We start from the raw sequence: 14744 nt of genomic DNA, 5'->3' as shown, positions 1-14744 counted from the left end.
GCTCAAATGCTGTGTCATACATACGCATCGGGAGGTAACAATGTCTGTCAAATCCATTTTTGTAGCGTCTTCCATAGCAGCGGCGATGGCAACGACCGCGCTGGCTCAGACCGAAGTTCAGTGGTGGCACGCCATGGGCGGCACAAACGGAGAGCGGGTCAACAAGATTGCAGAGGACTTCAACGCGACGCAAAGTGATTACAAGATCGTCCCTGTATATAAGGGAAACTATACTGAAACCATGACCGCTGCGATTGCGGCCTTCCGCGCCAAGGAGCACCCGGCAATCGTTCAGGTGTTCGAAGTTGGCACTGCCACCATGATGGCCGCAAAGGGCGCCATTTATCCCGTGGAACAACTGATGAACGATACCGGTGAACCGTTTGATGGCGGCGACTATCTGTCGGCGGTGGTGTCCTATTATCAAACTCCTGAGGGCGAACTGCTTTCAATGCCGTTCAACAGCTCCACGCCTGTCCTTTGGTACAACAAGGATGCGCTGGATGCAGCCGGTGCTTCGGTTCCCGCCACTTGGGACGAAGTCAAGGAGACGGCTCGGAAGCTGGTCGACAACGGCATGAAATGCGGGCTTTCCTTTGGATGGCAATCCTGGGTTATGATCGAAAACTTCTCGGCATGGCACAATATGCCGATCGGCACAAAGGAAAACGGCTTTGCCGGGTTTGACACCGAATTCACCTTCAACAACGAAAAAGTCGCGGCGCGTCTGGACGACATCGCTTCCATGTCCGACGGCAACTTGTTCGTGTATGGCGGGCGTCGCGGCGACAGCTTGCCAATGTTCACAAATGGCGAATGCGGAATGTGGATGAACTCGTCAGCCTATTACGGCTCGATCAAATCACAAGCTGAGTTCGAATTTGGTCAGACAATGTTGCCGCTGGACACGTCGGTTTCCGACGCGCCGCAAAACTCGATCATCGGTGGCGCAACCTTGTGGGTTCTGAGTGGGCGGGACGAAGCCGAATATCCCGGCGTCGCCAAGTTCCTGACATACCTGTCCTCGCCCGAAGTGCAGGCGTGGTGGCATCAGGAGACCGGATATGTTCCGATCACCACCGCCGCTTATGTTTTGTCCAAAGAACAGGGTTTCTATGATGCGAATCCTGGCACAGATACCGCAATCAAGCAGCTCAGCCTAAACACGCCAACTCCGAACAGCCGAGGTTTGCGCTTTGGCAACTTCGTTCAGGTCCGCGACGTGATCAACGAAGAGATGGAGGAAGTCTGGGCTGGCAACAAATCCGCCGCCGAGGCGCTTGATGCGGCTGTGGAACGCGGCAACGATCTGCTGCGCAAATTCGAACGCACGGCAAACTGATACTATACAACTTGTTGATCCCGCAGGGTAATGCCCTGCGGGGTCTGACGCCATCTGGAGTCCGCCATGCTGAAGCGCGTGCATTTCCCGACGTCGCCGCTGCCCTATCTCCTTGTGGCGCCGCAGCTTGTCATCACCTTGGTGTTTTTCATTTGGCCCGCCAGCCAGGCAGTCTATCAATCGTTTCTCATCGAAGACGCGTTTGGTCTCGGAACTGAATTCGTTTGGCTGGAAAATTATGAACTGCTCTGGTCAGACAAAAGTTACATTGCGACGTTCTGGCGGACCGCATACTTCTCGTTGGCCGTCGCGGCGCTTTCGATGATCTTTGCGTTGTTCTTGGCAGGATTTGCGCAGCGGGTGCTGCGCGGCGCCTTGTTCTATCGTACGATGCTGATCTGGCCCTATGCCGTTGCTCCGGTTCTGGCGGGCGCGCTTTGGGTTTTTATGTTCAATCCCACGTTGGGTATCTTACCATACCTCCTTGAATTCGTCGGAATCGAATGGAACCATTACCTGAGCGGCGGACAAGCCATGTTTCTTGTTATTCTAGCCGCCGCGTGGAAACAGGTTGCCTATAACTTTCTGTTCTATCTTGCGGCGATGCAGTCGATCCCGAACAGTGTTATCGAAGCTGCAGCAATCGACGGCGCTGGCCCATCGCGCCGTTTCTGGACAATTATTTTCCCACTGATTTCACCCACGACTTTTTTCTTGCTGGTGATCAACATGGTCTATGCCTTTTTTGAAACCTTCGGGATTATCCATGCAGTCACACAAGGAGGCCCCGGAACGTCAACCACAATTCTTGTCTACAAGGTATTCAATGATGGTTTCGTAGGCCTCGATCTTGGGGGGTCGGCGGCGCAGTCGGTCATCCTGATGGTTCTTGTCATCGCCATGACTGTGATCCAGTTCCGCTATGTCGAGCGAAAGGTGGAATACTGATGATCGAGAACCGGCCTATCACAAATCTGGTCACCCACATCGTTCTGATCCTGGGCGTCGTCGCCATTGCGCTACCTGTATGGATCACCTTTGTTGCGGCAACTCACAGCGAATTGCGCATGAGCCAAGCCCCTCTACCTCTACTGCCGGGGAGTTACCTATGGGAAAACCTCAAACAAACGTTGTTCGGGGCAGGTCTGCGAGGAACCGAAATAGCCCCTGTATGGCTGATGTTGCTTAACAGCCTGGCAATGGCCCTGATGATAGCGATCGGCAAAATCGCAATCTCACTACTATCGGCCTTTGCCATCGTGTATTTCAAGTTCCCGTTCCGCATGCTGAGTTTCTGGCTAATCTTCATCACCTTGATGCTGCCGGTCGAAGTACGGATTCTTCCTACTTTCGAAGTTGTCGCCAATCTTGGAATGCTGAACAGTTACTGGGGGTTGTCGATCCCGTTGATCGCGTCGGCAACGGCTACATTCATGTTCCGGCAGGTGTTTCTGACGGTACCCGACGAATTGCTGGAAAGTGCACGCGTCGACGGTGCAGGCCCGATGCGTTTCTTTTGGGACATTCTACTGCCGATGTCGCGGACGAATATTGCGGCTTTGTTCGTAATTCTCTTCATTTTCGGCTGGAACCAGTATCTGTGGCCGCTGCTGATTACAACCGACACATCGATGACCACAATCGTGATGTCGATAAAGCAGATGCTTGAAGCCGCCGAACAAACGCCGCTTTGGAACATCATCATGATGACCGCGCTGTTGGCGATGATCCCACCGATTATCGTCGTCATCGCGATGCAAAGGCTCTTTGTTCAGGGCTTGACGGAAACAGATAAGTAGGGTGCCCACAATGGCTGAAATCTACCTAAAAGACCTGGTCAAATCCTATGGGCAGACCGAAGTGTTGCACCACATCGAAGGAAAGATTGCTGATGGCGAATTTATCGTCATCGTCGGCCCTTCGGGCTGTGGTAAGTCCACCCTTTTGCGAATGATTGCCGGACTGGAGACCGTGACATCAGGCGAAATCCGCATCGGAGATCAACGCGTGAATGATCTGGAACCCGCGCAACGCGACATTGCAATGGTTTTCCAGAACTATGCCCTGTATCCGCATATGTCCGTGCGAGATAACATCTCCTACGGCCTTAAGATCCGCAAACTGCCGAAAGACGAAATTGCCCGTCGGGTCGAAGACGTTGCGGACATTCTTGAGATCCGACAGTACCTTGACCGGAAGCCGCGTCAGTTGTCCGGCGGACAGCGCCAACGTGTCGCCATGGGTCGGGCGATCGTCAGAGATCCGCAGGTTTTCCTGTTTGACGAACCGCTTTCCAATCTGGATGCCAAGTTGCGAGTACAGATGCGTTTGGAAATCCGAAAGCTGCAACAACGGCTAGGTGTTACCTCGATCTACGTGACTCACGATCAGGTCGAAGCCATGACCTTGGGAGATCGGCTCATGGTGTTGAATGGCGGTTATGTGGAACAGTTCGGAACACCAATCGAACTATATGACAAACCGGAATCGATATTTGTCGCCGGCTTCATTGGAAGTCCTGCCATGAACTTCGTAAAGGTCAAGGTTGATGAAGGTCAGGCTATCTTACCGAATAACGCGGCGATTCCGTTGGGCACACAGTTCACTGGCGAAACAATCGTTGGCCTGCGCCCTGAACATCTGATCCCGAATGAAGGTGGGCCTATCGCATTGGAAATTGATCTCCTGGAGCAACTAGGAGCCAACACCCTTTTGCACGGGCGCCTGCAAAACTCAGATCAAGAACTGATTGCGTCCGTTCCGGGACATACAACCATCAATCAAGGGAAAACTCGGCGGTTTTCGATCGATCCGGATTTGGTGCATCTGTTTGACCCTGCAACCGAGAAACGAATGTGACTCGGATGAGATTTCCTCAGATCAAGGCATTTTCGGGCGATACCCGAACCATCCGCATCATCGGTCATCGTGGGGCACGTGGAATTCTGCCGGAAAACACCTTGGCGGGATTTGAGTTCGCACTTTCCTGCGGTGTCAAGCTATTGGAGTTCGATGTTGCGATGAGCGGGGACAGGGTTCCTGTCGTCACGCACAATCACCGACTTAGCAATGCCATGGTTCGTGATCCGAACGGACAGTGGCTGCGCGGAGAAGAGCGTAAGATTTCCTCTCTTTCCATGACAGAGCTTTCGAGGTTCGATGTAGGAGGATTGGATGGACAAAGCGACTATGGTAAACGCTTCCCAGATCAGGCATTTCTGTACGGCATAGGTATACCGCGCCTGAGCGAACTGTTTGATCTAGTTAACCAGCCTGAACATCGCGATGTTCATTTAATGCTGGAAATCAAGTCGGACCCTGAAATTCTGAATGATTTCGAGTGGCGCAGGGATTTGGTTGCCGCAGTCGTTGCCGACATTCGCACCGCGAATCTAGAAGAAAAAACAATCTTGCACAGTTTTGACTGGAACCTATTGAGTGAGTGTCGCAATCAAGCACCTGATATCCCGACTTCCTACCTTTCTGAGCTACCCACAAACAAAGACGAGATTGGTGAGGACTCTTCCAAGTCGGTTGGCCCGGATCTGAGCAGTGGGGTGGTGAGTTTACCCGATTTGGTATACCAGGCGGGTGGCCAGTTTTGGTGCCCGCGCTACTCGGATATTACCGCCACCGACATGGCGCGTGCGCGTGAACTTGATCTTTGCGTCGCGGTTTGGACCGTTAACGAACCAGAAGCCATTGATCAAATGATCGATCTGCAGATCGATTCCATCGTCACGGACTATCCCGGTCGTGTTCAGCGCCGCTTGATTGAACGGGGGTACACGTGGCTGGATCGCTGCCCGGAGATGGCATAGCTATGAATTCGGCTCGGGCTGCTTTTGACAAGTACGAGGATATTCGCGTACGTTTGGCAAAGATTCAGGCGCGCAAACCTGCTCAACCGATTACGTCGCTTTTGGGTATTGTAGATCATACAGTTGCTAGTCACCGGCGTAACCGCCTGCGCACAAATCTCGCGCTTCTCCTCATCCGCCCAAAACCGCTTCTTCCGCCCGCTCATAGAGTGCCCCTTAGTGTCCACTATCGATGGTGGACACTAAGCCCCCTCCAGCGGCACGCGTTAGGTCGGGTTCAACGGACGCTTACGACGCATCCGCGCTAAGCGCCTGGAGTGGGATTCACGCAAATTGGCAGCTCGGTCGGATTTGACCAAACCCATGTCTCAAAATCACGTAACCGCTTAATTCTCCGCTAGGACCAGCGGGTTAAAACCGCCACTGCGCCAGCTCTGCAATGCCGAAGTAAAGTTCGGTCCCGGCAGGCCGTCGATCACACTGGTGTACAGCCCCGCTTCCTGCAGCAGTCTTTGTACTTCCATGATTGTCTGTCGTTTCCACTGGTCGGATACCTGGGTCAGTTGTTTGATGATTGTTCCGTCATCTTCTGCGGCTCCACGCAACAAGGTACGAGCGGCTTGCGTCGCATCCCGTGGCACACCCCGGCCTTCGTCCAACAGAATAGCAGCGGCCAGGAAACCCTGGTATTCGCCCTCGCGTGCCGCTTTCTGAAAAAAACCAAGAGCCTGCGATGGTATTCCAGCTATGCCATCCTGCGCCAATACCCCCAAATTGAAAGTTGCCTTGGGGGAACCGCCATCAGCAGCGCGCTTGAGCAAGGATATCGCTCTCTGTTCGTCTTTGGCAACAATTTGACCTTGGAACAGAATCACAGCCAGATTGATCATCGCATCAAAACTGCCGCCTTCGACAGCGCGTTCATACAACGCCAGTGCCTGGTCCGTATTCCGAGACACTCCGGTTCCGCTTTCATAGAGCTGCGCCAACGATACCATAGCGCGCAAGTCACCCCGCTCAGCAGCCTGCTTATACAGAGTCACAGCCCTGTCCAAATCACCGCTCGCAATTGTTGCTCGGGCCAGCAAAGCGACGTAGTGGGGCAAATCTGGTGATTGCACGGTCGCAGCGCTGCATGCCTGAATGGCCGTCATGGCGTTTTGTTTCAGATGGTCAAACGGAACACCAGGGATACTGGCCGTTCGGTCGCGAGGATGGGTTGCCAGCCTTTCACAGATTCCACCAGGGCTTGAATCCTCGGGTCGTGGAATCGACTGAAGCAATCGCTTGGCTTGGGTTGAATGAGAACCATCCGGATATTGCTCAATATAGAATTCCAGCAAAGGACGCATCCGGCTGCGTTGTGCGAGCTTCCACAAACGTTCGGCTTGAGCGTCCTCATCCTCTACCGCGAGGGCACGGGTTCGCGCTCCAATCTTTTCAAACTGATCCAGAAAGGCCTCGACCTCGCCAGTGTGAGATCCCTGGGGGTAGCGATCCATATATAGCTGCATGAGCGTTGGGTCTTGCGCACTTGCCGCCACTTGCCACAGCAGGGTTTCTTCGGAAGCAGTTGCCGGACTGTTGTCAAAGCGGAACTGCCGCGTCATTGAGGAATTATCCCAAGGAATCTGCCGCCCTCCGGTCGCTGCAAGAACATCCCTGCGCACCGAAATCATCATATCTGAAATATCCTGTCCCGGAGTATAAATATGGCTGAGCATAGCTTCCGTAAAAAAGCTGTTCCTTCCGGTTCCGTCGTAGGCAACATTGTCTGGTTGGGTGGCATACGCGAAAAGAAAATCAGCCGAACTGCCGACCCGCGCCAGTCCGTCACCGCCCACATTCAAACCGGAGTCTTCAAACGGGTTGTCTCGGCAAGCATCCAAAAAAATCAGTCGAACACCTTTCGATTTCTCCATACGCGCGATGAACTCGCTGATCGGTACAGTCTGTGTGACGACATCTTGAGCCGATGAGATTTTGGCATCTACAGGAAGCAAATAGTTTTGCCCTTCGACCTGAAAACCATGACCCGCGTAGAAGAACAACGAGACATCAGAATCCGCTGCAGCAGATGCAAAAGCGTCAGCCATCGCCGTCATTTCGGCTTGTTGCAAATCCGTACCAAGAAATACTTCAAATCCCAGCCCTTCTAGCGCAATTGCCAGATCTGATGCGTCATTGATCGGATTGTCCAACGGGCTGACCGCCTGATAAGCAGAGTTACCGATTACCAAGGCAACCCTTTTTTCCGCAAATGCCGCAACAGCATTCACCGATACAAGCGCCAACGCCAATAACAAGCGGATTAGGATCACGGGACCATTGCTCCGACAGTCTACAAACCAGTGGCGTTGTATCGGCAAAATTCGAAACAACCAATCGCGGCCATGATTGTTCTACCTGTTGATACTACAAACTGACAAGGTCTCGATCGCTGGCCGGGTGTTCAGTCTGGACCTGTCCCGATTTCGTGCTGCCGTCGCGGATTGTTGAAGCCGTTGATGTATTGGAAGATGGCCAGTTCGACGTCTCTGCACGTTTGCAACGATCTTCGCCAGAATATTTCCGCCTTGATCGTCTTGAAGAACGTCTCGGAGGCGGAGTTGTCATAGCAGCTGCCTTTGCCGCTCATCGATACTTGGAAGCCGTGCTGACGCAAGAGCTTCTGATAATTGTGGGCGCAGTTTTGGCTGCCACGGTCCGTGTGGCGGAGGCAGCCTTTGGGAGGCTGCCGCAGAGCTACGGCCATCTGTATCGAGCCAGTGAAATCCTGCTCATGCTATAAGAAAGGACCTAGCAATGAGCGATACGATGACAGAGGCAGTGAAACGATGGACGGCTAGGCGCAAATCAGCGCTGGTCGTTGAGATCATTCAGGGCAAGACGACGGTGGCCGAGGCGAGCCGGACTTACGAGCTGGCACCATCAGAGATCGAGAGTTGGGTTGATGATGCCAAGAAGGGCATGGAGAACGCCCTGAAGACCAATCCGCTCGACGTTCGACAGGAATATGGAAAGCAGCTCAAAGACCTTCAGGAAGCTTACGGCGAAGCCATGCTGGAGCTCCGGGCGCTTCATGAGGGCCTTCTCGCTGATGGTGACGCCGTGCCGATCTCCAGGCTTTGCACCTGGTTCGGAGTTCCGCGCCGCACGGTCTACTACAAGCCGATGAAGGCCGCGCCGAAGCTGGACGATCGGTTCATTGCGCCGATCAAGTCCATGATCGAGGAGAACCCGTCGTTTGGCTATCGCACGGTCGCGCACCTTCTGGGTTTCAACAAGAACACGGTGCAACGGGTCTTTCAGATCAAAGGCTGGCAAGTGCGCAAACGGCCGACCGGCGCCCGGCCGCGGATTGAGGCCTTGCCGTCCGTCGCAGAGAAACCAAACGAACGATGGTCGACCGATCTGGCGCGTGTCTGGGCAGGCAAGGATGGCTGGTGCACGCTAGCCCTGGTGATGGGCTGTCATACCCGCGAACTTTTGGGATGGCATCTGTCGCGATCCGGCAAGGCGACGACGGCGGCTTCAGCTTTGGAACACGCCTTGATTGCGCGCTTCGGCACATTGGGCAAAGTCGACGAGCCATTTCTGCTTCGCAGCGACAACGGCCTCGTCTTCACATCTCGGAAGTACACGGCCCTGGTCAAAAGTTACGGCCTGCGCCAGGAGTTCATCACGCCCCATTGTCCTCAGCAGAACGGCATGATGGAGCGGCTGATCCGATCCTTGAAAGAGCAATGTGTCCATCGCCAGCGCTTCGAAAGCCTGGCTCATGCGCCCCGTTCTGTCGGCGACTGGATCCAGTTCTACAATCACAAACGCCCGCACCAGGCCCTTGCCATGTGGACGCCAAACGAGGCACTCAAATTAGTAGCTTAACCTGAGCAGATTCCGCCGGGTCGATACGAAATCCGCATCCGCATCGCCCTCATGAACCGCCGAAATCAAACGCGTGGTTGACGTCGGCGGGGTAAGGGTCTTCACTCCTCAAACGCGAGTTACGCAACAACGCCAAGGAAACTTGAGGCTCAGGTCAGCGCCCAATCAATCTCCTGACGACGTTGCGAACTCTTCGCAGCACCGTGGCTTGCTGCGGTTTCGGAAGGCTCTTGGCATATTCCATCCCTAGAAGTAGATAGTACAACCTGTTCGCTAATATTTCGGGTCTCCGCGTTGTTTCAATTCTTATACCATTTGAGACGAGTACTTTTTCAAGCCGATTTAGAGAACATTGAGATATTTCATTCATCCAAGATGTTAGGTTAACTTCGGGGCAAGTGTTGCGTAATCTATTAAATTGAATTCCAAATTCTCTCGCCAACCAATCGCAATCATTATAAACCGCAACAGATACAAAAGCACGTTTGTCTATGGCTTCTCCCTCCCTCAACTCATTTCGAATGATACCCTGCAATCTTTTATAGGCGGAGTCCATGACTGGATCACCACGAAAAATCGGATTTGATCGATTGAACGCATGCAATATTTTCAACGCGTCGGCGCTCAATGATGAGTTTGGCGATTGAGTTTTTGTTCGCTTGAAATCCAATCCCCAACGTTCGCATAAATCGAATACGACGTCTCCCTCGCGCAGTGCATTCCTGTTGTAGTCGTATAATTCAACATTAGAACGGCCAAGGAAATTTATGAACGGCATCACCCTTCCGCGGTACAGCGGATCAACCGCTGAGGGGACTTCTGCACTATTGCCTCCCATCACCGTCTGTTGAAAAGCACTGGCCGCAAAAGACAAAGGGTCTCTCGCGTACATTAACACCGAGATAGACTGGCATCGTTGGGTCAGCCACGACAAGAAGTCAACTTTCTCTTTCGATGTCATCAGAGAAATGTCTTCACCCGAAATAATTATTCGCTGCCGGTCGCTTCGAGCCAGTTGTTGTTCCAATTCTATGTGAACTTGTTCTCGAAGAGTCGGTGCGCTTTCTTGGGATAAGCCATACTGGTATGAAAATTTTGTAAGGTTATCATGGTCAGAAAAGGCAGTCCGGATTGGGATGCTGTGGTTCAGGTATCCTAGCTGCGCATAAAATGTGTGCCCGTCGTCATAGCCTTCCAATGCCGATTGAATCGCTGTCGAACCGGTCTTGTGCATTCCAATGTGCAGCAAGCACTTCATTTGCTTTATCTCTTTTTTCCAACAGCTTAATGCTAAGCTCGGCTGAACCTATATTAGCGCGTCAGGCTCCTCAACTAAAAACTTGGGTTTGTTTTCTGAAATCACTAGACGCCTGTGGTAACAAGCGATGTAAGGAAACCGGTCCAGTGACGACGACGTCACCGGCGCCTGAGTGTTCACTGTAAGAGCAAGCCAGGCTCCGTATTTATTGCCGACGATAGGCACCTAGGAGGCGATAGGCAACTAGGACGTTTGCCGCTCGACTGCGCCACGCCGAGGACCTATGGAAAACTAAATTGGATACTTCAGTTGCCTGATCAGCCGCCACAAATCTTGGTTTGCGTTTGTGAGTTTTTCAACAGCGTCCTCAATCTGGAAGATCGCCAGATCATCTACAATATCAGCGCGACCAAGCTTGATATCTGTTTTCCGATCTGCAATCCGCATCAGTATTGTTCGAGGATTTCCACTGTCAGGATCAAAAGAGTATATGCAATGGTTGTATTTGTTTCGGATTGCAGAGAGTTTTGTCAGGCGCTGCGTTTGCTTGAGTATCAAGCTTCGGGCTTTTTCGTCACTACCATCCATTTTCGAAAGGCGTTCAACCAAATCGATACGTGCGCGAGTGGTATTCAGGGTTAGAAAAACAATAACAGCTACTTCTTTATCTGTCTTGCACAGTCCCGCAATCAGATGGATCAGCAAGCTTTCGGTGTTTGTCCAAATATAATTTAGTCGCCCAACTAGCAAGATTAGGCGATCAAAACGTATTTTGGGATTATCAACCACTGACTTTTGGTCGGTTTTCAGCCGGTACCGTCTCAAAAAAGAAGTTGGCTGCAGCAGTTCTGTTACTGACACCAATTTTTTTGACAATATGATGCATGTGAAGTTTGACGGTGTGTTCTGTTATTCCGAGGTTAGAAGCCACCTGCTTGTTGCTTTGACCATGAGAAACTAGTTGCAGAACCTCTTTTTCTCTGCGCGTCAAACGAGTGTACAACCCTTCGCAAACTGGTTGTTGATCATTTGCACAAAATTGCCCAAAGGTGCCTGATGTCCGAACGGGAGGTTTATCTTTTTGGACGAGCTTTGCCAGAAATGCAGGAATAAAAAGCTCGTAATGCAGTAGTAACCTTAATACAGACCGCCATACATCGGGTGTTACATTCATCGGCAAGAACCCGATTTCACCATGCTTTAGGCAGTCCCATTGCAAAAAGAACGCTTCGGCGGCGGCTTCTTTTCGGTAAGCCAAAGCCAAACATCCTGACCCGGACACATCCAGATATGGTTGTGGATAGTTCAGAAGATGTTCGCCCAACTGTTGATCTACAACAAGCATGCGAAGTGTTGGCATTTTGTTCTCAAATACCGACTGAGCTTGCCGGAGAGTTTCGCATCTGTATGCGAACACTCCAAACTCGGCGTGAACACTCATCAAAGTTTGGCCCGAAAAGAAAAGTTCCTTCCCCAAAAACAATACATCAACTTCAGTTGGCGAGCGAGTAGATAACCCGGCTGTTCCATTGAAATCAAGCAGACTCATCACGCCCCCCCCAAATCATTCACAGATCAAAAACCAGAAATATTGCCCAAAAATCAATCAATTGACCAAATAGATGTATGTATCCGAAATTTCTCCTCAAAGTTTAGCGGAAACTTCTATGATTATCAACAGAGAGTTGATAGATCGCGAGACGGATAGAACTTTAGATTAATACTTCCCTGTAAAGAATAATCGTTTCGCCAAAATTCCTTATAATCTTTGTGACCATTTTTTTTAAATTTCGTCCACGCACCAAAATAGTAAAGCCCAAATACGAATGTCTGTGGAATATAAATGAATAATATCAAGCCGTTAGGAGAAGTAAATCATATTATTGGCTGGCCAGAGTCGAATTTTCCCGCAACTATAGGGGGTCTAATTTATAGAATTACCCTAAAAGTATTGCCCGCCAATTTTCTTATATGCGCGCAAGATGCCTGGTCGCAAAGGAGGTGACGCAGAAATTTATGGAGAAACAAGTTTTTGCTGGATCGAGATAAGCTCGATTCATCTGTTTTAAACGCGCCCATTTCTGCCTTTTACATGACTGGCGGGCCGGCGCAAGGAAAATGGATTACTTGCTATGAAACGGAATGCAGCCAATTCAAACAACACGACAGTCACGACAGTCGATGAAGTCGTCGTCGAAAACCTCGATGCATCATTCGATACAGACATCCAAGTGGATAAAGCATTTGTAGAGGCGGACGTGAACGCTCAACAACAAAAACAAGACCAATCTGTTGACACTTCTGACGCCCAGGATCAGGAGCAGTCCCAAAAAACCGACGTCGACAACAAGGTCGATAACGCAGACAACCAAAAGCAGGGGCAGGATCAAGGTCAAGATCAAGCGCAGAAACAACAGCAGCAGAACACCAATGGAGGTGACGACAGCAACGACAATTCCAACTCGAATGCGATCAATATCGACTTTGGTGGTGGTGAGTGGATTCCGCGCGACGACGATCAGGTCGACCTGGATCTCGGAGACTACGCTTCTGTTGGCGATGTAATAACGGCCGGCAAAGACGTGAACTATGATCCCGGTGATGACATGCACCTCAAGATCGATCTCGAGGGCGAAGGCAATGACATGTCGTCGATCAATAGTCAGGTAGCGAGTCTCTATGACAATGACACCCTGAAGTCACCGACTGTCTCCAACACTGGAGAATTCAACCAATCCGGCAACGCTCACGGGGGCAAGGCTCATGCGGAAGAAGGCATAAGCGCGGATGCTGACGGCGGCGATACTGGTGATGGCGGAACCACTTACGGCGGTGATGCAACCGGAGGTAAAACCTACGGTAGTGACGCGATTGCCAAAGGCGGCGATACCGGCGACGCGAACGCCAAGGCTGGCGGAGGCGAGGGTGGCGATACCGGCGACGCACACAACGCAAGTCTAGGCGTAGGCCTTTCAGGCGCGCATGCGGATGGTGATAGTGTTGGCGGCGATGGCGGAGACGCCGACAGCAGCGCGAAAAGCGACAACGCAACCAAGTCGCATACCGAATCCTCCGGGACTGGTGGCGACGGCGGCAGCGCAGATTCGCTGGGTATTGCCGTTGGTCTTGGCCTGTCAGGAGCGAATGCCGAAGGTGATGCAGACGGTGGTGACAACAAGTCGGCATCGGATGCTGACAGCAGTGGATACGCTGACAACGATACATCCGCCAAGGGTGCCGATGGAGGCGATGCGGGTGCAATCGGCGTTGGTCTGAACAGCAACAAGAGCGACAGCAACACCGAGGCCAATGATGCCGAAGGTGGTGACAACAAAGCCATCGGCGGAGCACTTGGCGCAGCTAGCAGCACCGCAGACGGCGAAGGCGGAGACAGTGGTAATGGCGGCTTCTCCGGCTTGATCGAAGCGGCGATCGCCGCGCTCCATCAGGAAGTCACTGGCGAAAAAGCCAACAATGACAACGGTGGCAACCAGAAAGCTTCGACCGGCAATGGAGACTCTACTGGTGGTGATACCAATGGCGGCGACGGCACTGGCGGCTCATCGACAAGCAAGGCAAATGCCGAAGGTGTCGGCGATCAGACTACTGGAGACGGGCCGAGCATCGACCAAGATACCGGCGATGTGAGCGGCAAGGCCAACAATAGTCAGGATACGGACGCGACCGGCGGCGCTGGTGGCACGAATACATCCAATGGGGCTGCCGACGGCTCATCGATTGGCAAATCCGCGGCGGATGGTACTGGTGGTGCCGGCGGCAGCAATACGTCTGATGCGGCCTCTGCAGCTGACGGATCAGGATCGGCTGACGCGGCCAACACAGGCGGCTATGGCGGCGCCGCAGATGTGTTCTCCAAATCCGATACCGACGGATCGGCGGACAGTCTTGCAAAGGCAATTGCTGGTTATGGTGGAGACGCAACCAGCGACAATGATGCCAATTCCGCGGGCTCCGGCACAGCTCATGGTGCCGCATACTCGGGCGCCGGAGGCACCGGTACCGGAGGCAACTCGAATGGCGGTTCGTCGGGATATTCGATGGCCGACGCAGCCAGTGGTGATACCTATGGTGGTGCCGTTTATGGCGGTGATGCGTCCGGCGCATATTCCGGTGACGGAGGCATGGGCGGCAACGCGGGCGAATGGGGCTCGAACAATGGTGGCGACGGGATCGTGACTGGTGAATCCTATGCTTCGGCGGCTGCCGTGGTCGATACATCGGCCTTCAATCAATCGATTGTCATGGGGGCAAATGTATTGGGCAACTCGGTCGACACCACCATGGTTGGCGGTGCGATGACATCGTCCTATGCAACAGACGATACAGACGTCTGAATCCTTGAATGAAGATAGCCGGGGCCGTTCGACGGCCCCGGTTTACGGAAATCCGGTTTCCCGGTCTTCCTAATCATACG

General features: G+C 52.5%; 11 protein-coding genes and 1 pseudogene. 7 read left to right on the top strand and 5 right to left on the bottom strand.

The window, feature by feature from the left end; translation table 11 throughout:
- Nucleotides 1-40 precede the first annotated feature (40 nt).
- From ugpB to AC2FMY_RS07480, 5 genes are all read left to right on the top strand, one after another.
- The gene (ugpB, locus tag AC2FMY_RS07500) at nucleotides 41-1342 is read left to right on the top strand and encodes a sn-glycerol-3-phosphate ABC transporter substrate-binding protein UgpB (RefSeq protein ID WP_496747774.1); all 1302 of its coding nucleotides are present in this window, start codon (nucleotides 41-43) and stop codon (nucleotides 1340-1342) included.
- 66 nt (nucleotides 1343-1408) lie between these two features.
- Nucleotides 1409-2290: a sn-glycerol-3-phosphate ABC transporter permease UgpA gene (gene ugpA / locus AC2FMY_RS07495; RefSeq protein WP_496747772.1), complete on the top strand. Its 882-nt coding sequence runs from the start codon at nucleotides 1409-1411 to the stop codon at nucleotides 2288-2290.
- A complete protein-coding gene (gene ugpE / locus AC2FMY_RS07490) occupies nucleotides 2290-3141 on the top strand; it encodes a sn-glycerol-3-phosphate ABC transporter permease UgpE (protein WP_496747769.1) in 852 nt (283 codons plus the stop codon). The genes ugpA and ugpE overlap by 1 nt, the downstream gene beginning before the upstream one ends.
- 10 nt (nucleotides 3142-3151) lie before the next feature.
- Nucleotides 3152-4201, top strand: coding sequence for a sn-glycerol-3-phosphate import ATP-binding protein UgpC (locus AC2FMY_RS07485; RefSeq protein WP_496747767.1), 1050 nt, complete (start codon nucleotides 3152-3154; stop codon nucleotides 4199-4201).
- A 5-nt stretch (nucleotides 4202-4206) separates the two neighbouring features.
- Nucleotides 4207-5163 (top strand): glycerophosphodiester phosphodiesterase family protein, encoded by a 957-nt coding sequence (locus AC2FMY_RS07480; RefSeq protein ID WP_480751937.1) that lies wholly within the window; start codon nucleotides 4207-4209, stop codon nucleotides 5161-5163.
- A 386-nt stretch (nucleotides 5164-5549) separates the two neighbouring features.
- Here AC2FMY_RS07480 and AC2FMY_RS07475 read toward each other — a convergent pair whose 3' ends face one another.
- Both AC2FMY_RS07475 and AC2FMY_RS07470 read right to left on the bottom strand, forming a co-directional pair.
- Entirely contained in the window at nucleotides 5550-7484 is a 1935-nt protein-coding gene (locus AC2FMY_RS07475; RefSeq protein ID WP_496747760.1) for a caspase family protein, read from the bottom strand.
- Nucleotides 7485-7615: 131 nt separating this feature from the next.
- Nucleotides 7616-7927, bottom strand: a pseudogene (locus AC2FMY_RS07470) (IS3 family transposase); the annotation flags it as partial.
- Nucleotides 7928-7968: 41 nt separating this feature from the next.
- On the opposite strand from AC2FMY_RS07470, the gene AC2FMY_RS07465 reads away from it, so the two are divergent.
- A complete protein-coding gene (locus AC2FMY_RS07465; RefSeq protein WP_496747758.1) occupies nucleotides 7969-9051 on the top strand; it encodes an IS3 family transposase in 1083 nt (360 codons plus the stop codon).
- A 154-nt stretch (nucleotides 9052-9205) separates the two neighbouring features.
- On the opposite strand, the gene AC2FMY_RS07460 is transcribed toward AC2FMY_RS07465, so the two are convergent.
- The 3 genes from AC2FMY_RS07460 to AC2FMY_RS07450 form a co-directional block, all read right to left on the bottom strand.
- Entirely contained in the window at nucleotides 9206-10309 is a 1104-nt protein-coding gene (locus AC2FMY_RS07460) for a hypothetical protein (RefSeq protein WP_496747755.1), read from the bottom strand.
- 291 nt (nucleotides 10310-10600) lie between these two features.
- The gene (locus tag AC2FMY_RS07455; RefSeq protein ID WP_496747752.1) at nucleotides 10601-11014 is read right to left on the bottom strand and encodes a hypothetical protein; all 414 of its coding nucleotides are present in this window, start codon (nucleotides 11012-11014) and stop codon (nucleotides 10601-10603) included.
- Nucleotides 11015-11090: 76 nt separating this feature from the next.
- Nucleotides 11091-11858 (bottom strand): helix-turn-helix transcriptional regulator, encoded by a 768-nt coding sequence (locus AC2FMY_RS07450; protein ID WP_496747750.1) that lies wholly within the window; start codon nucleotides 11856-11858, stop codon nucleotides 11091-11093.
- Nucleotides 11859-12441: 583 nt separating this feature from the next.
- Between AC2FMY_RS07450 and AC2FMY_RS07445 the strand changes: the two genes are divergently transcribed.
- On the top strand, nucleotides 12442-14664 hold the full coding sequence (locus tag AC2FMY_RS07445) for a hypothetical protein (protein ID WP_496747748.1): 2223 nt from the start codon (nucleotides 12442-12444) through the stop codon (nucleotides 14662-14664).
- Nucleotides 14665-14744 lie beyond the last annotated feature (80 nt).

The organism is Ruegeria sp. YKSE079 (assembly GCF_059612845.1).
The sequence above is the reverse complement of the archived record's forward strand: the minus strand, read 5'-3'. Positions and strand labels throughout refer to the sequence as shown.